This window comes from Hymenobacter sp. J193, assembly GCF_024700075.1.
In the GTDB taxonomy this organism is placed as follows: domain Bacteria; phylum Bacteroidota; class Bacteroidia; order Cytophagales; family Hymenobacteraceae; genus Hymenobacter.
The window spans coordinates 828,524-853,248 of sequence record NZ_JAJONE010000001.1 but is presented as its reverse complement, the minus strand read 5'-3'; the positions used below and the strand labels follow the sequence as shown (position 1 = coordinate 853,248).

General features: G+C 58.0%; 21 protein-coding genes. 7 read left to right on the top strand and 14 right to left on the bottom strand.

Going from position 1 to position 24,725, the window contains the following annotated elements:
- Positions 1-33 precede the first annotated feature (33 nt).
- From LRS06_RS03630 to LRS06_RS03600, 7 genes are all read right to left on the bottom strand, one after another.
- Positions 34-900 (bottom strand): nitrilase-related carbon-nitrogen hydrolase, encoded by an 867-nt coding sequence (locus tag LRS06_RS03630; RefSeq protein ID WP_257870226.1) that lies wholly within the window; start codon positions 898-900, stop codon positions 34-36.
- Complete coding sequence (hydA, locus tag LRS06_RS03625) at positions 873-2,414, bottom strand: dihydropyrimidinase (RefSeq protein ID WP_257870225.1); 1,542 nt, start codon at positions 2,412-2,414, stop codon at positions 873-875. The genes LRS06_RS03630 and hydA overlap by 28 nt, the downstream gene beginning before the upstream one ends.
- 175 nt (positions 2,415-2,589) lie before the next feature.
- Positions 2,590-3,942, bottom strand: a complete 1,353-nt coding sequence (locus tag LRS06_RS03620; protein WP_257870224.1) for an aminotransferase class III-fold pyridoxal phosphate-dependent enzyme — start codon at positions 3,940-3,942, stop codon at positions 2,590-2,592.
- Positions 3,943-4,259: 317 nt separating this feature from the next.
- The gene (locus LRS06_RS03615; RefSeq protein WP_257870223.1) at positions 4,260-5,732 is read right to left on the bottom strand and encodes a CoA-acylating methylmalonate-semialdehyde dehydrogenase; all 1,473 of its coding nucleotides are present in this window, start codon (positions 5,730-5,732) and stop codon (positions 4,260-4,262) included.
- A 248-nt stretch (positions 5,733-5,980) separates the two neighbouring features.
- Positions 5,981-6,997 carry an alpha/beta hydrolase gene (locus LRS06_RS03610; RefSeq protein ID WP_257870222.1) on the bottom strand — a complete coding sequence of 339 codons (1,017 nt, stop codon included), beginning with the start codon at positions 6,995-6,997 and terminating at the stop codon, positions 5,981-5,983.
- Positions 6,924-7,757, bottom strand: coding sequence for a pseudouridine synthase (locus LRS06_RS03605; protein ID WP_257870221.1), 834 nt, complete (start codon positions 7,755-7,757; stop codon positions 6,924-6,926). Before LRS06_RS03605 ends, LRS06_RS03610 begins: the two co-directional genes overlap by 74 nt.
- A 164-nt stretch (positions 7,758-7,921) precedes the next feature.
- Positions 7,922-9,991 (bottom strand): VWA domain-containing protein, encoded by a 2,070-nt coding sequence (locus LRS06_RS03600; protein WP_257870220.1) that lies wholly within the window; start codon positions 9,989-9,991, stop codon positions 7,922-7,924.
- A 175-nt stretch (positions 9,992-10,166) separates the two neighbouring features.
- Here LRS06_RS03600 and LRS06_RS03595 point away from each other — a divergent pair, with 175 nt between their 5' ends.
- Both LRS06_RS03595 and LRS06_RS03590 read left to right on the top strand, forming a co-directional pair.
- Positions 10,167-11,348: a TonB family protein gene (locus LRS06_RS03595; RefSeq protein ID WP_257870219.1), complete on the top strand. Its 1,182-nt coding sequence runs from the start codon at positions 10,167-10,169 to the stop codon at positions 11,346-11,348.
- Between the two features lie 9 nt (positions 11,349-11,357).
- The gene (locus LRS06_RS03590; protein ID WP_257870218.1) at positions 11,358-11,969 is read left to right on the top strand and encodes a hypothetical protein; all 612 of its coding nucleotides are present in this window, start codon (positions 11,358-11,360) and stop codon (positions 11,967-11,969) included.
- Between the two features lie 6 nt (positions 11,970-11,975).
- Here the strand turns inward: LRS06_RS03590 and LRS06_RS03585 are convergent, their stop codons facing one another.
- Positions 11,976-12,656, bottom strand: coding sequence for a YiiX family permuted papain-like enzyme (locus LRS06_RS03585; RefSeq protein WP_257870217.1), 681 nt, complete (start codon positions 12,654-12,656; stop codon positions 11,976-11,978).
- A gap of 230 nt (positions 12,657-12,886) precedes the next feature.
- Here LRS06_RS03585 and LRS06_RS03580 point away from each other — a divergent pair, with 230 nt between their 5' ends.
- Positions 12,887-14,731 (top strand): T9SS type A sorting domain-containing protein, encoded by a 1,845-nt coding sequence (locus LRS06_RS03580; protein ID WP_257870216.1) that lies wholly within the window; start codon positions 12,887-12,889, stop codon positions 14,729-14,731.
- A gap of 106 nt (positions 14,732-14,837) precedes the next feature.
- Here LRS06_RS03580 and fabG read toward each other — a convergent pair whose 3' ends face one another.
- Positions 14,838-15,587, bottom strand: coding sequence for a 3-oxoacyl-[acyl-carrier-protein] reductase (gene fabG / locus LRS06_RS03575; RefSeq protein WP_257870215.1), 750 nt, complete (start codon positions 15,585-15,587; stop codon positions 14,838-14,840).
- A 63-nt stretch (positions 15,588-15,650) separates the two neighbouring features.
- Positions 15,651-16,400 (bottom strand): tetratricopeptide repeat protein, encoded by a 750-nt coding sequence (locus LRS06_RS03570; protein WP_257870214.1) that lies wholly within the window; start codon positions 16,398-16,400, stop codon positions 15,651-15,653.
- Between the two features lie 159 nt (positions 16,401-16,559).
- Between LRS06_RS03570 and LRS06_RS03565 the strand changes: the two genes are divergently transcribed.
- The gene (locus LRS06_RS03565; protein WP_257870213.1) at positions 16,560-17,801 is read left to right on the top strand and encodes a geranylgeranyl reductase family protein; all 1,242 of its coding nucleotides are present in this window, start codon (positions 16,560-16,562) and stop codon (positions 17,799-17,801) included.
- Between the two features lie 220 nt (positions 17,802-18,021).
- On the opposite strand, the gene LRS06_RS03560 is transcribed toward LRS06_RS03565, so the two are convergent.
- Complete coding sequence (locus tag LRS06_RS03560) at positions 18,022-18,699, bottom strand: tetratricopeptide repeat protein (RefSeq protein WP_257870212.1); 678 nt, start codon at positions 18,697-18,699, stop codon at positions 18,022-18,024.
- Positions 18,700-18,937: 238 nt separating this feature from the next.
- Here LRS06_RS03560 and lpdA point away from each other — a divergent pair, with 238 nt between their 5' ends.
- Positions 18,938-20,332, top strand: a complete 1,395-nt coding sequence (gene lpdA, locus LRS06_RS03555) for a dihydrolipoyl dehydrogenase (RefSeq protein ID WP_257870211.1) — start codon at positions 18,938-18,940, stop codon at positions 20,330-20,332.
- 148 nt (positions 20,333-20,480) lie between these two features.
- Here the strand turns inward: lpdA and LRS06_RS03550 are convergent, their stop codons facing one another.
- Positions 20,481-21,191, bottom strand: a complete 711-nt coding sequence (locus LRS06_RS03550; protein WP_257870210.1) for an IS1 family transposase — start codon at positions 21,189-21,191, stop codon at positions 20,481-20,483.
- A gap of 100 nt (positions 21,192-21,291) precedes the next feature.
- Here LRS06_RS03550 and LRS06_RS03545 point away from each other — a divergent pair, with 100 nt between their 5' ends.
- Both LRS06_RS03545 and LRS06_RS03540 read left to right on the top strand, forming a co-directional pair.
- Positions 21,292-21,948: a hypothetical protein gene (locus tag LRS06_RS03545; protein ID WP_257870209.1), complete on the top strand. Its 657-nt coding sequence runs from the start codon at positions 21,292-21,294 to the stop codon at positions 21,946-21,948.
- A gap of 50 nt (positions 21,949-21,998) precedes the next feature.
- Positions 21,999-22,580 (top strand): hypothetical protein, encoded by a 582-nt coding sequence (locus LRS06_RS03540; protein WP_257870208.1) that lies wholly within the window; start codon positions 21,999-22,001, stop codon positions 22,578-22,580.
- A 77-nt stretch (positions 22,581-22,657) separates the two neighbouring features.
- Here the strand turns inward: LRS06_RS03540 and LRS06_RS03535 are convergent, their stop codons facing one another.
- A complete protein-coding gene (locus LRS06_RS03535) occupies positions 22,658-23,188 on the bottom strand; it encodes a TetR/AcrR family transcriptional regulator (RefSeq protein ID WP_257870207.1) in 531 nt (176 codons plus the stop codon).
- A gap of 216 nt (positions 23,189-23,404) precedes the next feature.
- The gene (gene argH / locus LRS06_RS03530) at positions 23,405-24,718 is read right to left on the bottom strand and encodes an argininosuccinate lyase (RefSeq protein ID WP_257870206.1); all 1,314 of its coding nucleotides are present in this window, start codon (positions 24,716-24,718) and stop codon (positions 23,405-23,407) included.
- Between the last annotated feature and the right edge of the window lie 7 nt (positions 24,719-24,725).

Here is a 24,725-nt window from a genome sequence, read left to right as displayed (position 1 = left end):
CAGGATGGCTAAGGGCAGGTGCCGCGCAGTAGCTTAGAGCTCTACCAGTTTCTCGTAGGTTTCGGGGCGCCGGTCGCGGAAGAACTGCCAGGTAGCGCGCACTTCGTCAATCATGTCGAGGTCGAATTCGGCGACCAGCAGCTCGTCTTTGTACTCGTCGGCCTCGGCAATGATCTGGCCGCGCGGGTCCACGAAGTAGGAGGTGCCGTAGAAGCGGCCCAGGTTCCAGGGCTTCTCTTCGCCCACGCGGTTGATGCAGCCCATGAAGTAGCCGTTGGCGGCGGCGTGAGCCGGCTGCTCCAGCTTCCAGAGGTACTGCGAGAGGCCGGCTACCGTGGCCGAAGGATTGTACACGATTTCGGCGCCATTTAGACCCAGCACGCGGGCCCCGTCGGGGAAGTGCCGGTCGTAGCAGATGTACACGCCTACTTTGGCGTACTTGGTCTGGAACACGGGGTAGCCCATGTTGCCGGGCTTGAAGAAGAACTTCTCCCAGAAGCCGGAGGTGTGGGGAATGTGGTTTTTGCGGTACTTGCCCAGGTAGGTGCCATCGGCGTCGATGACGGCGGCGGTGTTGTAGAGGAAACCGGCCGATTCCCGCTCGTACACCGGCACGATGATGACCATGTTGTACTTCCTAGCGTACTCGGCCATCCGGTCCGTGGTGGGGCCGGGCACCGACTCGGCGGAGGCGTACCAGGCTTTGTCCTGGCCAGGGCAGAAGTAGGGCGTATTGAAGATTTCCTGCAGACAGAGGATCTGAACGCCCTGGCGGCCGGCTTCCTCAATCAGCGGAATGTGCTTCTGCACCATGGCCTCCTTGATTTCCTCGATGCTGCCTTCGCCTTCCGTCATCGGCAAGCTCATCTGAATCAGGCCGGATTTAACAATTCTGGGCATTTGTGTGGGGTTTCGGGTTGCTTGTATCTGCTATAAATTTCTCGCAGGGTTCCGGAGTGTTTCACGCAGGGTTTCGCGGTGTTTTCTGCGCGACACTGCGCTTTAACACTTGCGGTACCCGGCGTGAAATCGGATGCTAGAACCCCGTTTTTCCGCGCTTGATGAACTGCCCGTAGCCACGGCCGACTTTCGTTTCGCCGGCATCTACGGCTACCTGGCCGCGTAGCAGCACCGTGTCGATTTTTTCCGGTCAGCTCCCAGCCTTCGTAGCCGGAGTAGTCGCAGTTCATGTGGTGGGTTTCGGCCGAGATGGTGTGCTTTTTTCGGGGGTCGATGAGGATGAGGTCGGCGTCGGCGCCGATGCTGATGGTGCCTTTGCGCGGAAACATGCCGAAGATTTTGGCCGCGTTGGTGCTGGTTACTTCCACGAACTTCTGCGGGCTGATGCGGCCCTTCATCACGCCCTCGGAAAACAGCAGCTCCATGCGGTGCTCAATGGCCGGGTGCCCGTTCGGAATCTTCGAGAAGTCGTCGGCGCCCATCTTCTTCTGCTCCAGCATGAAGGGGCAGTGGTCGGTGCCTACTACCTGCACCAGCCCCTGGTTGATGCCGGCCCAGAGCGTGGCCTGGTCCTTTTTCTCCCGCAGCGGCGGCGACATCACCCACTTAGCACCCTCAAAATCGTCGCCGTAGAGCGAGGCATCCAGCAGCAGATACTGAATGCAGGTTTCCACGAACACGCGCTGGTTGCGCTCGGTGGCGCGGCGCACTTGGTTGAGCGCGCCCTCGCAGGTAAGGTGCACGATGTAGGCATTCACGCCGGTGTAGTTGGCAATATCGGCAAAGCGGCCCGAGGCTTCCGACTCGGTTACTTCGGGCTGGGAAAGGTAGTGGTAGCGCGGCGTGAGCTTGCCCGCGGCCCGGTGCTGGGCAATAAGCGTGTCAATCATGTCGCCGTTGGTGGCGTGGGCCGTGACGAGGCCTCCGTGCTTCTTCACCTCCTGCATCAGGCCCACCATCTGCGCGTCGTCAATCATGAGCGCGCCCTTGTAGGCCATAAAGGTCTTGAAGGACGTGATGCCCTCGGCCACCATGTCCTTGATTTCCTCCTTAGTGCTGGGGTTAAAGTCCGTTACGGCCATGTGGAACGAGTAGTCGCCCACGGCCGTGCCGGTGGCCCGGCTTTGCCATTCGGTTAGGGCCTCGCGCAGACTGTGGCCCTGCTTCTGCAGCACGAAATCAATAACCGTAGTAGTGCCGCCGTGCAGGGCCGCGCGGGTGCCGGTTTCGTGTGTGTCGGAGCTGAAGGTGCCCATGAAAGGCATATCCAGGTGCACGTGCGGGTCGATGCCGCCGGGCATCACCAGCTTGCCCGTGGCATCAAGTGTTTCATCGGCCTGCACGGGCAGGTTTTTGCCGATGGCCACGATGGTTTCGCCCTCAATCAGCACGTCGCATACGGCGTCGGAATCAGCGGTTATCACGCGACCATTCTTGATGAGCAAAGACGCCATGCGGAACGAGGAAAGAGGAAGATGTTTAAAAGGAAAATGTACCGCTTCGGCTGCGGAAAAGCAAATAAGCAGCACCAGGCTTTCGCAGAAAAAGCCTTAACGGACAACTACGTACATGAATTGAGTGCGGTACCAGGAGCAGGGTGGGCTGCCGGTGTGCCAGTGGCAGTTCTTGCTACTGCACGTACTCGTCGGCCACGGCAATGGCTTGGGAGATGATGTCCAGCCCTTCGTCCAATTCCTCCTTGGTGATGCTGAGTGGAGGCGCTACGAAAATGTAGTTCCAGCGCACGAAGGTGTACATGCCCAGTTCCTTGATTTTAGCTGCCACCTTGTTCATGATTTCCATCTGCGCGGGGGCGGCATTCCAGGGCGCCATGGGCTCTTTGGTCTGGCGGTTTTTCACCAACTCAATGCAGCCGAACAAACCCGTATTGCGCCAGTCGCCGATGCTAGGGTGCTGGCCCATCAGGTCGCACATACGCGCGTCGAGGTGCTTGCCCAGCGTGACAGTATTTTCGAGCAGGTTATCTTGCTCGTAGATGTCGAGGACGGCTACAGCGGCGGCGCAGGAAACGGGGTGCGCCGAGTAGGTGAGGCCCAGGGGCAGGGGCTTGTCATCGAACGACTTGGCAATGGCTTCATCCACCATCACCGCGCCCAGGGGCAGATAGCCGGCGGTAATGCCTTTGGCCATGCACATCAAATCCACTTTCACGCCGTGGTGGTCGGAGCCAAACCACTTGCCGGTGCGGCCGAAGCCGCTCATTACCTCATCGGCCACCAGCAGGATGCCGTATTTGTCGCAGATGGCGCGCACCCGCTCCCAATAAGTCGGTGGATACTTGATGCAGCCCGAAGTGCCCGACTCGCCTTCCAGAATGATGGCGGCCACGCTGCCCGGGTTTTCATACTGAATGATGCGCTCCATGGCCGCGGCGGCGCGCTCGGCGCACTCTTCCGGCGTGCTGCTGTACCAAGGACAGCGGTAGAAATACGGGTTTTCGACGTGCACCACGCCCGGCATGGCCTGGGAATCGACGGCGAACTTGCGCGGGTCGCCGCCGGCGCTGATGGCCCCGTACGAAGCCCCGTGAAACGACTGGTACAGCGTCACAATCTTGTGGCGCCCCGTGTACACGCGGGCCAGCTTGATGGCGTTTTCAATGGCCTCGGCTCCGCCCAGGGTGAAGAAGGCTTTGGTCAGGTTAGTCGGGGTGATTTCCGCCAGCTTGCGGCCAAGGTCGCCGCGGGCCTTAGTAATCATGCCGGGGTACACGTAGCTCAGCTCCCGCATCTGGGCCGCTACGGCTTCGGTCACGCGCTGGTCGCCGTGGCCGATGTTCACGTTCATCAGCTGCGACGAGAAGTCGATGTAGCGCTTGCCATCCCGGTCCCATAGATACACGCCTTCGGCCCGCTCGGCGCTGATGGGGCTCAGCCCCGCCTGCTTCGACCAGGAAAAGAGCGTATGGTCGAGGTTATCCTGCAGAATCTGGTGCTTATCGGTGTCGAAGGTGGTTTCCATGGTGGGTCTGGTATTTAGAAAGACGTCATGCCGAGCGAAGCCGAGGCATCTCGCGTGCTGATGATATTCTTCCGTTTTCAATCCAATTGCAATGAGCAAAATGGCCTTTGGGAGTAACTCCTAAAGGCTTATTCTTTCGCCAGCAGGCGCAGCCTTTATCTTGGCAATAATTTCTTCGCCGTGCTCAACAGAAGTGCACTAGATGATTATCTTATTCGGGGAATTCTTGATGTGGTTAACAACCGCAAGGTTTCCCGCCATCATCCTCTGAATCTTCAGCGTGCCAATAATTTTTGGACGAACTAGCCACATGCGGTCTAGCTCATCCAGTTCACCCGCGACTCGGGGTTCCAGCTGGTGGTGGTTTTCTTGAGCTGGGTCCAGAACTCGATGGAGCTTTTGCCGGTGATGTCGCAGGCCCCGAACTTCGACTCATTCCAGCCGCCGAAGGAGAATGGTTCCCGGGGCACGGGCACGCCGATGTTCACGCCAATCATGCCGGCGTTGGCGTGGTCCATCACGTAGCGGGCTGAGCTGCCGCTGCTGGTAAATACGGCAGCGGCGTTACCGTAGGGGTTGGCGTTTTCAATGGCTAGGGCCTCGTCCAGGGTGTTGGTGCGCATGATGGCCAGCACCGGCCCGAACACTTCCTCCTGGGCAATGCGCATGTCGGGCGTCACGTAGTCGACCACCGTGGCACCCACGTAATAGCCGTCTTCGTGGCCTTCCACGCGGGCATTGCGGCCGTCGAGCAGGACCTTGGCGCCGGCAGCTTCGGCCTCGCTAATGTGCTGCTCAATGCGTGTTTTGGCCTCTTTGCTGATGACGGAGCCCAGGTTCTGGCCGGGTACAATCTTGCGGGCTTCCTCCACAATCTTGGCCACGATGTCGTCTACTGCGCCCACGCCCACCATGGTGGAGCCGGCCATGCAGCGCTGCCCCGCGCAGCCCGACATGGAAGCGGCCACGTTGGAAGCCGTCATGTCGGGATGAGCGTCGGGCAGCACCATCAGGTGGTTTTTGGCCCCGCCCAGGGCCACGCAGCGCTTGAGGTTGCTGGTAGCCCGGATATAGACGACTTTGGCAATTTTGGTAGAGCCTACAAACGACACGGCCTGAATAGCCGGATGGTCGCAGATGGCTTCCACAATTTCCCGGTCGCCGTGTACGATGTTGAGCACCCCATCAGGCAGGCCGGCTTCCTTGAGCAGTTCGGCAATGCGGCCCGCACTCAGCGGCACCACTTCCGAGGGTTTCAGAATCATGGTGTTGCCCAGCACCAGCGCGTTTGGGATGGTCCAGTGAGGTACCATATTGGGGAAGTTGAAGGGGGCAATGCTGGCCACTACGCCCAGGGGCTTGCGCTCCACGCGGGCTTCCACACCCTTGCTCACTTCCAGAAACTCGCCCTGAATCAGCTGGGGCATGGAGCAGGCAAACTCGGTCAGCTCAATGGCTTTTTCTACTTCGGCGCGGGCCTCATCGTAGGTTTTGCCGTTTTCCTCGCGCACGAGGTCGGCCAGCGCCTTCATGTCGCGCTCCAGCAGGGTCTTGTAACGGTAGAAAATCTGCACCCGCTCCTTGATGGGCGTAGCCGACCACGCCGGGTAAGCGGCCTGCGCGGCCTGCACAGCAGCGTCGAGGGCCGCCGCCGTACTCAAGGGCACCGACGAAATGACGGCTCCGGTAAGCGGACTATACACATCAAGCGAAGAGGCCGGGCTGTCATCTACAAAACGGCCTCCCACATAATTGCGGATAGCTGGGTATTTTACAGTTTCTACTTCCATGTTACGGTAATGTTGCGTAGTGGCAAGTAACCGTTTTTTCAGAAATAACCAATCTGTCAGCAGAACTTTTTGCTGGCAGTTCTGAAAAGAAAAGAAGCTTTGGCTGCGGGTATCAGCGTGAAAAACCGTTTTTGTTAAGAAAAACGAAGAATTTTCAGGTAGTACATGCCGGATATACAAAGCCAGCGCACGTACAGCCGCTGCCTGTGCCGGCAGGAGTTGTATGCTCTGTGATAATAGGAATAATACTATTGGTCCAGAAGGAACTCCCGAATCCGCTGCTGCCAGAGCGCTGGGTGCTTGCGCCAGTACGGCTCGTGACCGGAACCGGCGAAATCCTGGCGCTGCTTGGGGCCGCGCAGGTTTTGGAAGATGGCGTCGGTTTCGGCGCGGGTAACACGCGGGTCGGCCTCGCCCCACATGAGCAGGGTAGCCGTGCTGATGCGGGACGCAAACTCCTTGGCATCCAGATCAAACGCCCAGAAGCCATTCTGTACACCTCCCCAGAATACCAGCAGGTTGGCCAACGGGAAGTCCGGCACCCGCAGCGCGGCAAACCGGTTGCGGGCCGTCTGAAGCATGCTGCCATAGGGACACTCCACGAGGTTGGCGGCAGGCCGAACGCCCAGCTCACTCTCGGCCCGCAGAATGGCCTCGGCGCCCATGCTCACACCGTAGAGCACGATACGCTGCCCGGATTGCTGATGCTGCAGCCACTGGAATACGGTGCGCACGTCCTCGGCCTCCCGGTAACCCACGGTGCACCGGTTGCCCTCGGAGCCGCCGTTGCCCGCAAAGTCGGTAAGCAGAACGGAGTAGCCCAGCTGGCGGAAATAGGCCGCCTCGATGAGCTGCGCGGCTTTGCTGCTGGTGTAGCCATGAAACAGCGCCACCGTGCCCCGCGCATTCTTCACCGGCGCGTACCAGGTTTCCAGGCGGCCGTTGGGGCTACGCAGCAATACAGTTTGGTAGAGGAAGGCTGGCTTACTTCGGTTAACCGGCTTGGGGTTGGATACACCCGTGAGCAGCACGCCCAGCTTGCGCCAGCCCGTCAGCCGCTCCGGGTGGCCGGTGCGCGGCCCGGCTGCCAGGGAGAAATGCGTGAAGCGCCACGCATGAAAAAACGCCACCGCATTCAGCCCCAGAAAAGCCAGCAGGGCCGTCAGCAGCCAAACGTTGCGCCGCCGCATCTTACCGGCCGCGCTTACCAGCCGGCCGGCCCGGCCCCGACTTCGGTCCGGCGCCGGGCCGGGTACCAGCGCCACCTTGGGGTGGCTTGCCGGTGGCTTTGCGCTGGCCGCTGGCCGCGGCATTCTTACCGCCGCCAGCGACGGGAGTGCGGGCGGATTTTTGCCCTACAGCTTTTAAGGCCTTGGCGGAGGGCGGTACGCCGCCGGGCCAGAATTCGGCGCCTTTGCCGGGCGTTTTGAAGGTGCCGGCCGCCACCGTTTGGGCCGCCATGTCCTCGCGCAGGGCCTGCACCTCGGCGATAGTCAGCTCGCGCCACTGACCGGGCTGCAGCTGCTCCACCCGCAGGTCGGCAATGCTGACGCGTACCAGGCGCAAAGTGGGAAAGCCGACGGCTGCCGTCATCTTGCGCACCTGCCGGTTCATGCCCTGGGAAATGCGAATCTGCACCCAGCTGGTGGGAATATTGGCCCGGAAGCGCACCGGCTTGCTTCGTTCCCAAAGCTCCGGTGCCTCGGGCAGCAGCTCCACCTCGGCAGGGGAGGAGTAGCCGGTTTTCAGGTCTACACCGCGCCGCAGGTTTTCCAGGGCGGCCTCGGTGGGCACACCTTCTACCTGCGCCCAGTAGGTTTTTGGCACCTTAAAGCGCGGCTCCGACAAACGGTGCTGTAGCTGCTTGTCGTCGGTAAGCAGTACGAGGCCCTCGGAGTCGAAGTCGAGGCGGCCGACGGGGTAGATGTTGGGAATCTGCACGAAATCCTTGAGCGTTTGCCGGCCGGTTTCGTCGGTAAACTGCGTGAGGACTTCGTAGGGTTTGTTGAGCAGGACGTAGCGCATGGTGCAAAGGTACCAAGTGATAGATCAACTCGATAGGGAAAGTGGCACTTGAACCGTCATGCAGCGCTTGTCGAAGCATCTCTACCGCTTCGTTGAGTTACTACCACAATAAAGCGGTAGAGATGCTTCGACAAGCGCTGCATGACAGTCTAACCATCCCGCCGCTATATCCCGCCGGAATACTTGCGCGCCGCCCATTCGGCCGTGACCAAAGCCAGCAGCAGGAAAAACAGCCACTTCAGGTTGATGAGCTCCTTCAGATCTTCCTGCTCGTAGATGACGGGTTTGTAGTTTGCCTTCAGAATATCCTGCCCCAGTCGGGTTAGCTGCTGGGGATAGTAAAGGTGGGAGCCGCTGCGGCGGGCCAGCTGGTAGAGCAGGTTGTGGTCGGCGCGGGCGTCCAGGGCTTCGAGCTGCTGCTCCTGCACCAGCAGCTCACCCTGGTCCTGATGAGGCTGGCCGCCCAGGGTAGCGCGGGCCTGGTAGCGGTAGAGGCCCCCGGCCAGCGGACCGAGGTGCAGCGGAGCCCCGTCCTCGGTAGGCACAAAGCGGAAGGTGCGCGTCTGCTTATGCTCATCCGTGAGGGTAAGCGTGACGGGCTGCCCGTACACCCGCTCAAACACGGCATTGTAGGTTTCGGCGCCCAGCGTCACGTCGTCCTGGGTAGTGAAGTTGTCCTGCGTGGGGTACACGTCGAGGCGCTTTTTGTTGGCATTCTGGGTAAGCAGCTGTAGGGTGCGGATGATAAGCCGGTCGTAGGCCTCGGGCTGGGCGTCGTGCTCCACGGCTTCCTGCAGGCGCCACTGCCAGCTGCCATCGGTTAGTAACGTAGCATGCTTTTGCTGGGGCATGCCGCCAAACACCAGTAACGGCCGCTGGGTTTTCAGTCGCCCCACTTGCTGCAGCAAAGCAGCTTCGGCGCCCCCGCTCAAGCTGAACTGCCCAAATGGCACCGGCGCGGGCGGGTACTCGGCAAAGCGGCGCAGGGCGTCTTCCTCAAACGTGAAGCGGGCAAACGCCGGGTTGGGCACGGGCGTCACCTCGTCGGTCTGACTGCCGCGGGGCTGCACCGTGAGGCCGGTGCCCAGGCGGTTGTAGGCCGCCAGGTCCGACTGCGCCCCCAGCACGAACAGGGCCGGCACGCGGCGGCTGCGCACCTGGGCCAGCAGCTCGGCGCCCAACCCGCCCTGGGCCGGCAGTTGGTGCAAGATGGCCACGTCGTAGGTAGGCGCGGGCAGGGCGCCAATGCCGGGCAGGTACGTCGTCAGGTCGAAGTTGTCGTTGCGCAGGATGGCGGCGCGCAGGGCTTTCAGGTCGGGGTGCGGCGCGGCCCCGGCCAGCAGTACCCGCAGCTTGCCCTTCACCACGTCCACGTAAGCCGTTTTCTGGTTGTTGAGGGGCGTAAACTCGCCGGGCTGCCGCTCGATCAGCACCTCGTAGCGGCGCTTGCCGGGCGCGGGGGCCGTGAGCAGAAAGGTGGTCTTGGTGCGGCGGCTGCCGGCGGGCAGCGCCACGCGGCGGGTTTGCAATACCCGGCCGTTTTCGCGCACCTGCACCGTGGCCGCCCCGCTGAAGCCCTCGTAGCCGATTTCAGCTTCTAATGGGAAGCGGTTACCGCTGAAGGCGACGCGGTTGTAGGTAAGTGTAGCCAGGCTGAGGTCTTTCTTGGGCAGGGTGTCGCCCACACCCACGGCATAGATCGGGAAGCGGTACTCGGAGTACACCGGGGAGCGGCCCTGGTTTACAATGCCATCCGACACGAGTACCACGCCGGCCAGGTTGCGGCCCTCGTAGGCCTCGCTCACGGTGGAGAGCAACCCGTCGAGGTTGGAGGTTGCAGCTGTAAAGCGCAGCGAGTCGGGCGGAGTGAGGCGGGTGGGCTGGCTGAGCGGACGGGTTTCCACCTGAAAGCCGCGCTCCGTGAGGGTCTGGGTGAGCTGCTGCAGGCCGGTGGTGGTTTGGGAAAGCACCGCGCCCGGCGTAAACAGCCCTACCGACTGCGAGTCGTCCACGGCCAGCACCACGGTGGGTTTTTCGGTGGTGGAAGTAGTGGTTTTGAGAAAGGGCGAGAGCAGCAGAAAGCACAGAAAGCTCACCACCGCAAAGCGGATGAAGGCCAGCGCGTAGTTCAGCGGCCGGCTCCAGGGGGCCTTGGCCGAGTACAGCAAAGCAGCATAGCCCGCGCCAACCAGCAGGCACACCAACAGAAACCAGGGAGAAGCAGAGAAGATCAACAGCGGAAGGGAATAGCAGCTGCCCCAAGAACCCCAGGCAGCGCCGCAGGGTTGCGCGGCGGGTCGCGCAGGCAGGAGCGAAGGTAGGAAGATGAAGGCGGAGAAGCAGGCAAAAAAGAATTGCTTACTTAGCCAGGCGTTATTTAATTGAAGCCGGCCCGGCTAAACTCTTCCTATGCCCCAGTATCTGACTACCGCTTTGCTTGCCCTGAGCCTGACCGGCCCGGCCACCTACGGCACCGCCCGCCAACCTACTGTTATAGTCGCCGATGAGTCGGCGCCGACCTTGTATCAGCAGGCCCGCACTGCTGCCCGGCAGGGCAACTCCCAGGCGGCGCTGCGGCTCCTGAAACGGGCAATAGCTACCGGCTACTATTCTCCCGAAGCGCTGCAGGAAGAAGATGACTTCGCTGGCCTAACCGCCCAGGCTGCCTGGCCCCGGCTGCTGGCCCAGGCCCGCACTCGCCAACAGCGCTACGAGGCCCAATTCAACCAGCCACTGCTGACGCTTATCCGGCAAATCGGCTTTCAGGACCAGCAGTACCGGCGCATAGCCGCCGAGGCTGACCGCACTTACGGCCCCGACTCGCCGCAGCTGCGGGCCGCCATGCAGCAGCAAGGCAAGCTGGACAACCGCCTCATCCGGCAGGTCGACAGCCTGATTACCGTCCATGGCTACCCCGGCAAATCGTTGGTGGGGGAGTATCAGCAGTCGGTGACTTTTCTCGTGATTCAGCACAACCCCGACGAAAAGTACCTGCCCCTGCTCACGGCCGCCGCCGATAAGGGCGAGTTGCGCTGGTCGTCGCTGGCTTTGCTGGTTGATCGGCTGAGAGTTGCCAGAGGCGAAAAGCAGCTATATGGCTCCCAGCTTGGCCCCGCCGTCAACGGCCACTACCAGCTCCAGCCTATCGAAGACGAGCCCAACGTGAACAACCGGCGGGCGAAAATCGGGCTGGAGCCGCTGGAGCAGTACCTTAAGCACTGGTCTATTGCCTACCAGGTGCCCACGGCCAGTCATAACCCTAATCCGCCGGCCCTGTACGTGGCGCCGCGCCCAGCCGCGGAGGAGGAAAAGTCGCCGGTAGAGCTAGTTGGCGGCTACGAGGCGCTGTATGCGCAGCTGCAATACCCAGCCGCGGCCCGGCAGCAGCACATTACGGGGCGCGTTACACTGGAGCTGCGCATCGACGGGCAGGGCGTACCCCAGGATGTGACGGTGGTGAAAAGCCTCGGTGGCGGCTGCGACGAGGAAGCCCTGCGCGTGATGCGGGCCGCGCGCTTCACCAACCAAGCTGGCAAAGACCACGAAATCCGGGTTAGTTTGCCGTTTCCTTATGAGAAGGTAAGCAAATAGCTGTACTCAATGAATACTTACATAAAAGCCATAATCATAATTAGCTCACTGATAGTAGCAGTTTTTATAGGCTATGTAGTGTATTGGCTAATGATTTTAAATGCTTTTGGCTCATTTGATAAGGACTATACTCGTCAGGATTTGATTACTAGCTATTCTGAGCACCATGAGGCTATCCAAGGTGCAATTGGCTTTTACACATCGATAGTGCCTATAGGAAAAGAAGTCGAAATTGAATTCGAAGATGAGGCTATTAGTCGAATAGTGGTAAAAGCTGGGCCGAGTAAAAACCCAACTTATACCCATGCTTGGAATCACGAACCAGCCAAAATAGATAGCATAGTTTCCAGCTTAGGTTGGAGTGAACCTATGCTTGATAAGCTTCAGGAGAAACTAGAGGCAGCCGATTGTATCTCGATCCAAAATGGAGAGCCGGCAATCTTGGGATTTAAGAGAAGTGGAATGGGTATATATTCTTTTAACGTATTTAAGAAACCCATTCCAGATAGCCTGCGCGAACAATATGCTCGTAGCTGTACATACCTAATTCAAACAGAGGAGTTAGTGCTTGAGTATGGTGGAGGAGCAATGGGTCCTCAATGCTTTCCGCCAAACTATTGAGCTTCCTCACCGCTCCACCACCGTCACCAGCTCCGGGCTTTCCAGCATCTGCACCGGCGAAATCACCCGCTCATCCAGCGGCAGCCGGCGGCCGTACCGCTCGCGCATTTTGGCTTGCACGGCAGGGTGGGAGAGGTCGAAGTCGCGCAGGTGCTGAAGCTTCCCGATTTCGCGGCCGGTGGCCTGCTGGTACATCTTCCAGAGCAGCTCGGAGCAGTATATCCGCTCATCCGACCAGCCGAAGTACAGGTCGTAGTTTTTGCCGCGGTACTGCTGGCCGGCGCGTTTGAGACGGCGCAGGGCCGCGGGCGTGAGTACCTGCTCGGCGTCGCGCAGGCGCTTCACCACGAAGTGCCCGCCCTTGCCGCGCGTAATCCACTTTTCCATGGGCGTGACGCCCACCGGCTGCACGGCCTCCAGCACCTGCCACTCGCCGCCCTGCCGAAACAGCATACCGCAGTGGCTGTACGGGGAGTGAGTGGCCAGCTGAATAGCCCGGCTCTGTGCCGACTGCGACGTGTGGAAGATTAGGTCTCCTTCGTTCAGCTTCAGCGAGATAAATAGCGTGGTTAGTTCAGCCCGCCGCTCCCGCCCGAAATACCCCGGGCGCTGCTTCCAGCGCGGAAATACAACCAGGAACAAGGCAACCAGCCCCAGAAACAATAAAACACCGAAAACGCGTCGCATACGAGGGAGATATCAGCTACTGATCGGTACTGGCTAGAGCAACAGAGCCGGTCGGCTGATTGGCAAGGTACAACTGCGTGCGCCCGATGCTGCACAAATAGTCAGGACAGATAATTAACGTGAAGTACAATCCAGTATGGTATAAAAATTATTTTTTATTACTTCTTGATGATTGATAACCGTGCGTGGATACCTTCGCACGCCCCTTATAATCTCATACCAACTTATTTATGAAGACTTCGATTACGCATGCATTACCCCTCGGCCTACTGTTGGCAGGGATTCCGCTGGGTGTAATGGCGCAGGCGCCCTGCAACAGCATCACCAACGGGGACTTCGACACGCAGCTTACTACGCCAGCTGGCTTCATCAGCAACGTGAAAAGCAGTATTGGAAGTGCCAATGAACTGGCTAGCTGGGAAGCCACCAACTACACCACCCCCGATTACTACGCGACCAACGCCCCGAACGGCACCGAGACGAACCCGCTAACCGTTGATGGGTCGGGCTTACCGCAGTTTACGCCCTACAACTATAACCCAGCGCCTACGGCCAACAACGGAGCCATCGGTTTGTACACATACAATACCGGCGTGTATGGTACGCAGACCTACCTGGAGTACGTCACGCAGAAAGTGCAGCTACAGGCCGGCAAAGAGTACTATGCCACCATGCAGGTGGCCCTGAGCCGCAAGTCGAACACGGCTACGCACGTGGGAATGCAGCTCACGCCCACTTCACCGCGCAACGACGCCTACACCGTGGCGCCCAACTCCTCGGGGTACACGCCCAGGCTGTATTACGCCACTGCGCCCGCCAATCTGAGCATTCACAGTAGCGCGCCGGTGAGCAGCACCCAGTGGACGCGCATCAACGGCCTGATTACGCCGCCGGCTACCACCTCGGGGCTGGTAGATTACTACGTGAACATCGGCAACTTTCAGCAGTCCACGCCCATGTCTTCCCCCAGCGGGCCCCGGCCGCTGTCCTATCATTTCATTGATGCCGTAGGCATCTACGAAATTGCTACGGCGGGCCCCGGCAAAACCACTTGTCCTTACTCACCCGTGACCATTGGCTCGGGTTGCCGGATTCCGGAGGCTACCTATACCTGGAGCCTGGCGGGGAGTGACGTGGAATTTCCCAACAGCCCGCAGATAACCGTGCAGCCCACCACCACTACCACGTATACGCTCACCGTCACGCTGCCTACGTCGCCGGCCACGGTGCGCACCAGTTCGGTAACGGTGACGGTGCAGCCGGCTCAGCTGATAGCTTACCCAACGAGCAACAACACCTGCTCGAAGACGATTACCTATCAGATTATGAACTTCAACCCGGCGTATACCTATACCCTTTCCAACATCAGCAACGGCCTGTCTCTGCAGCAGGCCAATCCGCTTACTTCTTCTTTCTTCACCTTGCAGGGCGCCAGCAACTCAAGCGGGGGCAGCTTTACGCTCACGCTGAGCGGTTGCGGTACGGTGTCCAATAACTACCAGGTAAACTTTGCCACGCCGGCGCCCACGGGGTATTTCAACTGCGGCTACTCCCCGGGCTACGGCAGCCCCGTTTCGCTCAATACCTATCAGTCCTTGGGTATTACCAACGCGCAAGGGGCCGACGTGAGCGTGTTTGTTACCAATCCTTCCTACAGGTATAGCATCACCCTGGATAATCCGGCCATCCACATAACCAACACGACGAGCTCAAGCATTCATTTCATCCTGAAGCCCGGGCAAGGCACCCAGATTACGGCCACCGCCCTCAATTCACCTTGCCCTATAGTAGGCCGCTACGCCTTTTATGCGCCCAGCTCGCCGTATGGCTACCGGTACAGCGTGTCGCCCAACCCAGTGAGCTCCGAGCTGACGGTTACTTCCGGGGATGAGGGAGCCAGCGCCGCGCCCTTCAGTGCCGAGCTCTACGACAGCCTCGGGCACAAAGTGAAAGCGCAATCCAGCAACCGGGGCAAAGCGGTTCTGGATGTGCGCAAGCTGCCGGCGGGCCTCTACACGCTGCGGTCTGGCAGCGGCAAGAACGTGCAGTCAGAGCGTATTCAGATAACGCACTAAAGGGGGCGTTTTAGAAGCATAAAAGCGAAGAGGGGAAGAGCGGTGCCTCTAGCAGCACCGCTCTTCTCCTCTTCGCTTTTAATGTAGTTTGTTTCGGTTGATGCTCCTAGGTGAGCATGCCACCGTCCACCTGCAGCACTTGGCCGCTGATGTAGCTGCTGTCGTCGGAGGCCAGGAAGGCGGTGGCTTTGGCTACGTCCTCGGGGGTGCCGCCGCGACGCAGCGGAATAGCCTTGCGCCACTCATCTACCTGCTTGGGGTCGAGGGCATCGGTCATTTCCGTTTCAATAAAGCCCGGCGCAATGGCGTTGCAGCGGATGTTGCGGGAGCCCAGCTCCAGCGCCACCGACTTGGTGAAGCCGATGATACCAGCCTTGGAAGCGGCGTAGTTGCTCTGGCCCGCATTGCCCTTGATGCCTACCACCGAGGTCATGTTCACGATGGAGCCGGCTTTGGCGCGCATCATGGGCTTGGTAGCGGCTTTGGTGAGGTTGAATACCGATTTCAGGTTTACGGCCAGCACCTGGTCCCACTGCTGCTCGCTCATGCGCATGAGCAGCCCGTCTTGGGTGATACCCGCGTTATTTACCAGAATATCCAGTTTGCCAAACTCCGCCACTACGTCTTCCACCAGCTTTTCGGCCTGGGCGTAGTCGGAGGCGTCGGAGCGGAAACCTTTCACCTTGGTGCCGTGGGCACTCAGCTCCGTTTCCAGCTGCTGGCCCTTCTCCACGCTGGAGAGGTAGGTGAAAGCTACCTGCGCGCCCAGCTGGGCAAAATGCACCGCAATAGCGCGGCCGATTCCTTTGGAAGCGCCCGTTATGAGGGCCACTTTTCCTTCGAGCGTTTTTGTCATGGAGCGAAGGTAGCCGAAGCGCGGGAACGCGCCAACTCCCCGCCCCGGCAAAAGGCCCTTGGGTTAGTCTTTGGCGTACTTGCGCAGGCTTTTCACGGCCGCCGGGTTCAGCTTCACCGCTTTTTCCAGGTCGCGGCGAGCTTCCTTGGGCTTGTAGAGCGAGGCGTAGCTGATGCCGCGGTATTCGTAGGCATCGGCGTAGAGCGAGTCAACGGCCAAGGCACGGGTGAAGTCGGGAATGGCGCCGCGGTAGTTGGCCATCTGCAGGCGGGCCACGCCCCGGCTGAAAAAGGCTTCCTTATCGTTGGGGTTGTAGCGCAGGGACTTGGAGAAGTCGGCAATGGCGGGCGTGTACTGATCGAGGCGCAGGCGGGTGAGGCCCCGGTTGAAGTAGGCCTCAGCGTTGGCAGGCTCCAGCTTAACCACGGCATTGTAATCAGCCAGGGCCAGCGTGTAGTTTTTCAGCTGACTGTGGGCTTTGGCGCGGCGCAGCAAGGCTTTGGCATCCTTCGGCATGGTTTTCAGCCGGATATCCGCCGATTTCACCTGGGCCTTGTACTCAGCGGGAGTAAGGCGTTTTTCGGCGGGAGCGGCCGGGGCTGTTGCGGTTGCCGTGGGGGCTGTAGCCTCCGGTACCGGAGTGGTGGGGGCCACGGCAGCATCGGCCGCCGGGGCCGGCGCCGGGGTTACGGGAGCCGCTGTGGTGGGTATGGAGCGGCTGTTGGGGTTTTCCGTTTCGGTGGTGGTGGCGCACTGGGTGGCCAGGGCCAGCAAGCCTGCAGCCAGGCCCAGGCGGCGTAAAAAAGTCTGCATCCTATGTAAGCGTAAAGTCTATTCGCAGGAAATGAAGGGGTTGGGCCTTGTACGGCTACTGCGCGCAAATAGCTGCCTTCTTTTGACGATGGCAGCCCGATAAACCCGCGAACTGCCGGCCGCCGAAACCCTGTACCTTCGCCGGCAGCAATTTCTGGTATGAGCGACGTTGACATTTGTATACTAGGCGCGGGGCCCGGCGGCACTACGGCAGCCCTGCACCTGGCCCGGGCCGGGCACCGCTGCCTGCTGCTCGACCGAGCCACTTTCCCGCGCGACAAAGTGTGCGGCGACGCGCTTAGCGGCAAAGTGCTAAGTGAGCTGCGCCGGATTGATGAAGCCCTGCCTGCCCAGCTGGCCGCCGAGCCCGCGCAGCTCCCCAGCTGGGGCATCGACTTTTACGCCCCTAATGGCCGCCGCCTGGCCGTGCCTTTCAAGCCGCGCTATAACCCGGCCACCGACCGGCCCGCCGGCCACATCAGCAAGCGCATCGACTTCGACAACTTTCTGGTGGAGCAGGTGCGCCGGCAGCCGCTCATTGAGCTGCACGAAAACACCGACGTAGCCCGCCACGAGCAGCTGCCCGATGGCCGTTGGCGCCTGCTTTCGGCCGATGGTACCGTGCTGGCTACTACGCGGCTGCTGCTGGTAGCTAATGGCGCGCAGTCGGCGTTTGCGCGGCAGATTGGCGGCCACCAGCTGGAGCCGGCTCACCATTGCGCCGGCCTGCGCGCCTACTACCAGGGCGTGCAGGGCCTGCACCCCGACAACTTCATCGAGCTGCATTTCATCAAGGAGTTTCTGCCGGGCTACCTATGGGTGTTTCCGCTGCCCAACGGGCAGGCCAACGTGGGCGTGGGCATGCTCACCGAAGCCGTGTCGAAGAAGAAAGTGAAGCTGCGCGAGCGGCTGGACGAAATCCTGGCCACGCATCCGGCCCTGAAAGACCGGTTTGCTACGGCCGAGCGCCTGGGGCCGGTGCGCGGCTTCGGGCTGCCGCTGGGCTCCAAGCGCCGCTCGCTTTCCGGCTCTGGCTACCTGCTGCTCGGCGACGCCGGCTCCCTGATTGACCCGTTCAGCGGCGAAGGCATCAGTCACGCTATGGTATCGGGCCGCCACGCCGCCGACTGGGCCGCCCGGGCACTGGCGGCGGACGACGTTTCTGCCGGCTTTCTGAAAGGCTACGATGAAGCCGTGTACCACCGCCTCTGGCAGGAGCTGCGCCTGAGCCGGGCCATGCAGCGGCTGCTGCAGTACCCGTGGCTGTTCAACTTTGTGGCCAACCGCGCTGCCAGCAACCCCACCCTGGCCGAAACCATCAGCAATATGTTCCTGGACCTGGATCTACGGGAGCGGCTGCGCCAGCCCGGCTTCTACCTCAAGCTCCTACTGGGAAAGTAAAGGGGGTTAATGCTTGGTCATGCAGAGCGTAGCGAAGTATCTCGGCTGATGAAGCTGTGGATTCATTCCAAACCTAGCCAGATGCTTCATTGCGCTCTGCATGACAGTGTGGACGCATTCAGGTACTTCACGAAACCACCACACAGCAAAAAGGCCTGCCTTAAGAGGCAGGCCTTTTTGTTTTTCTAACCTGACTACTCAGCCAGATAAGAGTTAACTCTTACTTCTTGCCGTATTTACGGAGACTCTTAGCGGCTTCCGGGTTCAAAGAAACGGCCTTTTCCAGGTCGCGCTGGGCTTCCTTGGATTTGTTGATGTTGGCGTAGCAGATGCCGCGGTACTCGTAGGCATCAGCGTAGTTGGGGTCCAGCGCAATGGTCTTGGTAAAGTCGCCGAGGGCCGACTTAAAGTTGCTTACCTGCAGCTTGGCCACGCCGCGGGCAAAGAAGGCTTCCTTGTCCTCGGGGCGCAGGCGTATCGTGGCCGTCAGGTCGTTGGTGGCCAGCTTCTGATCTTCGTTTTTCAGGTAAGCCAAGCCACGGTTATACAACGCATCCGCATTAGTGGGCTGCAGCTTAAGAACGGCGGTATAGTCCTTGATGGCCTCGTCGTAGGCTTTCAGCTGCAGATGCGCCTTGGCCCGCGTCATCAGCGCCTCCACGTTCTTGGGGTCGGCCGTAATGACTTTCGTGGAGGTGACTACCTGGGCTTTGTAGTCCGAGGAGGTGAGCTTTTTGGCGGGCAATACGGCCGGATCGACCTTGGCCGCCCCGCCGCCAGCTACTGCCGTCGGCGCAGACATTGCTTGGGCAACGGGCGCGGGTGCCTGCGCCTGGGTCGAGAAAGAGAGCAAACCAACCAGCGCACTGGTCAGGAACAGTGGTAGACAGTGTTTCATGTGGCGAAAATACAAAAAAACCGTGAAAGTTGTATTAATTGAAGGAATGCGCCGGGATGCATTTTTTATGCCAGCTATTTGCCGCCGCGGGAGCTTAGCCGGATAACTTTCCCTCTTTATCTTTACCCCCGGTTGCGAAAGCAAGGGCTTTCGGCCAGTTGTCTGCCTTTTTTCGACAGGGCAGTTTTCATCAAAACTACGGCAAGAAAGTCTTCTTCCGCAAGCAAATTTCCAACATATGGCATTGCAATTCGACGTGGTCGTGATTGGCAGCGGCCCCGGGGGCTACGTAGCCGCTATCCGGGCTTCGCAGCTGGGTTTGAAGGTAGGTGTGGTGGAGCGGGAGTCGCTCGGCGGCATCTGCCTCAACTGGGGCTGTATTCCTACCAAAGCGCTGCTGAAAAGCGCCCAGGTGTTTGAATACCTCAACCACGCCAAAGACTACGGGCTGAAGGCCGACGGCGTAGGCTACGACTTCGGGGCCGTGATTCAGCGCAGCCGCGGTGTGGCCGACGGCATGAGCAAGGGCATCAACTTCCTGTTCAAGAAAAACAAGATTGAGGTGGTATCCGGCTCCGGCAAAGTGCTGGCTCCCGGCAAAGTAGAAGTAACCAAGGAAGGCGGCGCCAAGGAAACCGTGGAGGCCAAGCACATTATTCTGGCCACTGGAGCCCGCTCGCGCGAGCTGCCGGCCCTACCCATCGACGGCAAGAAAATCATCGGCTACCGCCAGGCCATGGTGCTGCCCGAGCTGCCCAAACGCCTCGTGGTAGTGGGTTCCGGCGCCATCGGCGTGGAGTTTGCCTACTTCTACCGCACCATGGGCTCGGAGGTAACGCTGGTGGAATACCTGCCGCGCATCGTGCCTGTGGAAGATGAAGAGGTGTCGCGCCAGATGGAGAAGTCCTTCAAGAAAATCGGCGTGAACGTGCTGACTTCGGCCGAGGTAACCAAGGTAGACACCAGCGGCGCCGGCTGCACCGTGACGGTGAAAACCGCCAAAGGCGACCAGCAGATTGCCTGCGACATGGTGCTGAGCGCCGCCGGCGTGGTTACCAACCTCGAAAACATCGGCATTGAGGAGCTGGGCATCAAGGTGGAGAAAGGCCGCGTTATCGTCGACGACTTCTACCAGACCAATGTGCCCGGCGTGTACGCCATCGGCGACATCGTGCCCGGCCCGGCGCTGGCCCACGTGGCCTCGGCGGAAGGCATCATCTGCGTGGAGAAAATTGCCGGCCATCATCCCGAGCCGCTCAACTACCAGAACATTCCCGGCTGCACCTACGCTTCCCCGGAAATTGCCTCGGTGGGCCTCACCGAGGAAGAAGCCAAAAAGCAGGGCTACGACATTCTGGTGGGTAAATTTCCGTTCTCGGCTTCGGGCAAAGCATCCGCCAGTGGCGCGAAGGACGGCTTCGTGAAAGTTATCTTCGATAAGAAGTACGGCGAGTGGCTGGGCGCCCACATGATTGGCTCCAACGTGACGGAAATGATTGCCGAGGTGGTGGTAGCCCGCAAGCTCGAAACCACCGGCCACGAAATCATCAAGGCCGTACACCCGCACCCCACCATGTCGGAAGCCATTATGGAAGCCGCTGCCGCCGCGTATGGCGAGGTGATTCACCTGTAGGTTCAAGACACGTAAAATTCTGTCTTTGGTTTGTGCTGAGCTTGGTTACAATATCTTAGCCGTTTTTTGGAGTCGATTATCCAAACGGTAGAGATGATGTGATTAAGCTCAGTACAACCATTTAGGGCAGTGGTAAAATAGTAGGTGATTAGGCCTGTGCTTCTATGCGCCGATTGTGTTCGTCGATGACGAGTTGGATGCGGACTCGGTGCATCAAGGGAGAGCGGCTAAACGAACAGGTTTTGCGGACGAGCACGGCGCATTTTTGTCGCAGCGAGCAATTGATGGCCTCCACGATACTGGTCTGCCCACTCCCCTTGGCACTGGGCCGATGCGCCAGTGCAGGCAAGACGTTTCGATAGGCTTCCCATTCGTCCGTGTAGTACCAGGTGCCCGTGCGGTAGTGGGCCGGCAGTTGCTGCCAGAGGCGGCGTGCCGTCGCCGTGCCCCGCGTGCCTAGCACCCAGGCCACGATACGTCGCGTATGTCGCTCCACGGCCAGCCAGAGCCACATCTTGTGCTTCTTACGCCCCACAAAGGTCCACATCTCATCCAGTTCCAGCATCCGTGGCCGGCTCGGCGGATGGCAGGACGGAAGTGTGCGCTGCGCTTTTTTTGCCAGTTTGACAATGGTGGGGCGCGAGACGCCGGTCAGACGCACAATGGCCCGTTGCGAAACGCGCTCGACCAGTAGCTTTTCCACCTGTGCGTATTGAGCAGCTTTGCGCGCCGCTGCCGGCGTAAACACAGCCTGGTAGCGACAGGTCGTACACTGATATTTGGGCTGGCCTTTCAGGCTGCCGTTCTTGCGCAGGGCCGCGCTGCCGCACTTCTTGCAGGTGAGAGTTCTCTGAAGCATGCTCCAAAATAACAATCACCAGCTATTTTACCATCGCCCCATTTAGATATGGTGCAAGCAAAGTGCGGGTAGAATGTAATTGTTTTAAAGTTATGAATAAATGAAATATATTTTACTATTATTTTATTTTCTTGTACTTTGTTCAATCGAAACAATTGGGCAGAGTATTGATGGATATGTAATAAATATTTATAGTAAAGAGCATAATAACATTGAGAATAGTTTATTGCTTTCTCAACAGTATTTTAGAAATTCTTCTGAAATTTCAGTTGATAATACAATATGGTATGCCGCAATTTTGAAAAAAGAAACAAGTGGGATTGAATTAATGAATTGTTGCAGAGGTCTTAATATGTATAAGGAATATGCGGGGAGAGATAGTAGTGAATTAGCAATATACAAAAATAATAATTACATTAATTGTAATTTTAAAAAATATTGCGCGGTAGATGAAAATATAAAGAAATCTATCTTCAATATTAGGTTTGGTTTAGAAATTTATTTTGTCACTTTTTTTAAATTTGAAGGAGATGTTTGTTCATGCTACCAGCACGTACGGGCATCTGTGTATTCTTCAACCAAGAGAAAAGCTCTTAGAAGTGAAAAATCAGTAAAGAAAATTATCAGGAGTGATTTTGTTGTAATAAATACCATTAATACTTACGACCTTCTGTACAAGCATGATAAGGTAATATATAAATTGAAAAGGTACGTCAGAAAGTATTATGATGAAATTAGTGCTTATAGCAATAATTAATAAGTTTTGGATTTTTTTAATAAAAAGGAATATAAACTTAAATGTTAATCATGAAATATAAAGCCAATTGTTTGAAATATAGCTTGATGTTTTTAATAATAGCTACGGCATTAAATGCAAAATGTCAGAATAATCATGCGAAATATTTTCCTTATTATTTTGATCATAAAATAATCAAATATTATCAGGATAGTTTGAAAAATGTTAAAGAATATTATTTAACTTTAGCTTTATTAACAAAAAAACAAGGTAAAGAAATAACATATTTTATTTGGATAGAAAATAACAAAATGAATGTGATTCAGATAACGGATTCCACTATATCAAAACCTATATTGGGGACTGAGCAAAATTTTATTAGTAAAACAGATTTTTTAAAAATATTTATTCGAGAGTCTGAAGATAATTTGAAATTTATGCCGCCGGCCAATCCATTAATTGCGGATATAGCCTTTGTTGAATTCAATAAAAAGATGTATGTAGTTGAAAGTGTGGAGGGTATTCATTATGCATTAGATAAATCAAATAACAAGGCTCGGGCAGCATTCTTTGCAGTCTTATTAAAAGACTTAGAGCCGTTGCAAGAAAAATGGCTAGTATACAAGCCTTATAAAAGGCTGCCTAAACACTAGAGGTTTTTAGCCTTAGCAAATATTGACGATCAGCCTCTTTGCCATAGAATGACCATCGTTTAGATTGTGCAAACTATCTACTGCGTCTGATACTTCTGCTTGATAAAATCGAGCATTTCGCGTACGTTCTCGTCGGTTTTGTTGGCTTCGATTTTCCAGAGAGCTTCTACCAGGATCAGCAGGAGCTTGGCTTCTTTTTCGGGGTCGGGGTAGCCTAGCCTGCCGAACGCCTGCCGCAGCAGGGCCGGCACGGGGCGCATAAACCGCTCGTGCTGCTGACGGGCCATTTCGGAGTCGGCGAGGCGGTACTGCAGCTTCCAGAAGAAGGGTTCATCCTTCACCAGCTTGTAGGGCAGCTCAATTACGCTGTGGATGAAAGTAAGCGGATCCGGCTCGTTCAGGCCACCGCGGTTGTCCTCGATAATGCGCTTGTAGCCATTCTTCACGACAAACTCCAGCAGCTGGTCCTTGGAGCCAAAATGCTTGAAAATAAGTGCTTCCGAGACGCCGGCGGCCTTCGCAATCAGTTGCGTAGAGGTATTCTCGTAGCCCTTTTCTCCAAATAGGTGCAAGGCCACCTGAGCAATATGCTGTTTGCGGGTGCTCATGGAAAAATTCAGGTTAAGGAAACGTGGGGCGCAAGCATTGCCGAAACGCTACGGGTTGCAGTAAGCCCGCAAGTTCGGGCTTATGCGCTAAATACGCTGGTTTTTTTGCGCCGCCAGCCGGAAAATTACCGGAATTGGCCTAACGCGCCAACTAAGCGGCTAGTACAATTGCTGCCGGCCATTCAGCCGAATACCTGCTTTGCTTTCCTAGTAGTTTTACGATTGCGCAGAAGCAAGTAATCGGCTCCCGGCCTGGAACCGCGCCACCTTCGCCCGGATTTCCTCCAATCCCAGGTTATGCACGCTGCCCAGATGAGTGGTCTGAAATTGCTTGTGCGGCACGTAGGAGCCATCCTCCACGGCGCGGCCCACCTGCTTGTAAGCTTCACGGAAGGGTACCCCGGCCTGAATAAGCTGGTTGATGTTTTCGACGGTAAACACGGCGTCGTACTTGGGCTGGTTGAGCAGGTCGGGCTTGATACGCAGCTGGGGCAACGCAAACAGCACGATGTCCAGAATATTAAGAAACTGTGTCATCGGCTCGAAGAGGATTTCCTTCAGAATCTGGAAGTCGCGGTGGTAGCCGCTGGGCAGGTTACCAGTGGCCAGCATCAGCGTGTTGGGCAAAGCCTGCAGAGCGTTGCAGCGGGCCCGTATCAGCTCGAACACGTCGGGGTTTTTCTTGTGCGGCATGATGCTGGAGCCTGTCGTGAAAGCCGCTGGCAGCTCCACGAAGGCCATGTCCTGCCCGTTGTAGAGTACCAGGTCGTAGGCCATCTTGCTGAGCGTAGCCGCCATGCCGGCTAGGGCGAAGGCCACGGTTTTCTCGGTTTTGCCGCGCAGCATCTGGGCGCCTACGCTGCTCACGGCTAAGCTGCCGAAGCCCATTTCCTGGGTGGTCTGGAGCCGGTCGATAGGGAAGGACGAGCCGAAGCCCGCCCCTGAGCCCAGCGGGTTCTGGTCGGCTACGGTGTGGGCGGCTTCGAACAGAGCTAAGTCCAGCAACAGGTGCTCGGCGTAGGCCGAAAACCACAGCCCAAAGGAGCTGGGCATGGCCGCCTGAAAGTGGGTGTAGCCCGGCATCAGGTCGGTTTTGTGGGCTTCGGCTTTCTGCAGCAGCACCTCCACCAGCTCCAGGGTGCGGGCGGCGGCACGCTGGGTGTAGTCCTTGAGAAATAGCTGAATGGCAGTCAACACTTGGTCATTGCGGGAGCGGGCGGTATGGATTTTCTTGCCCGCGTCGCCGTAGTGTTCGGTCAGGTAGGACTCGATTTTGGAGTGTACATCCTCAAAGTCCTCGTCGATGGTGAACGTGCCGGCTTCCAGTTGGGCGGCCAGCTCCTGCAGGCCCTGCTGCAACTGCTGGTTTTCCTCCCCGGAAATCAAACCCGCGCCGGCCAGCATATTCGCCTGGGCCTTGGAGGCCTGCACATCGAACTGCGCCAGGTACATATCCAGCTCCCGGTCGCGGCCCACGGTGAATTGTTCAATCTTCTTATCGACGGCAATGCCTTTATCCCAGATTTTCATGCGCTGA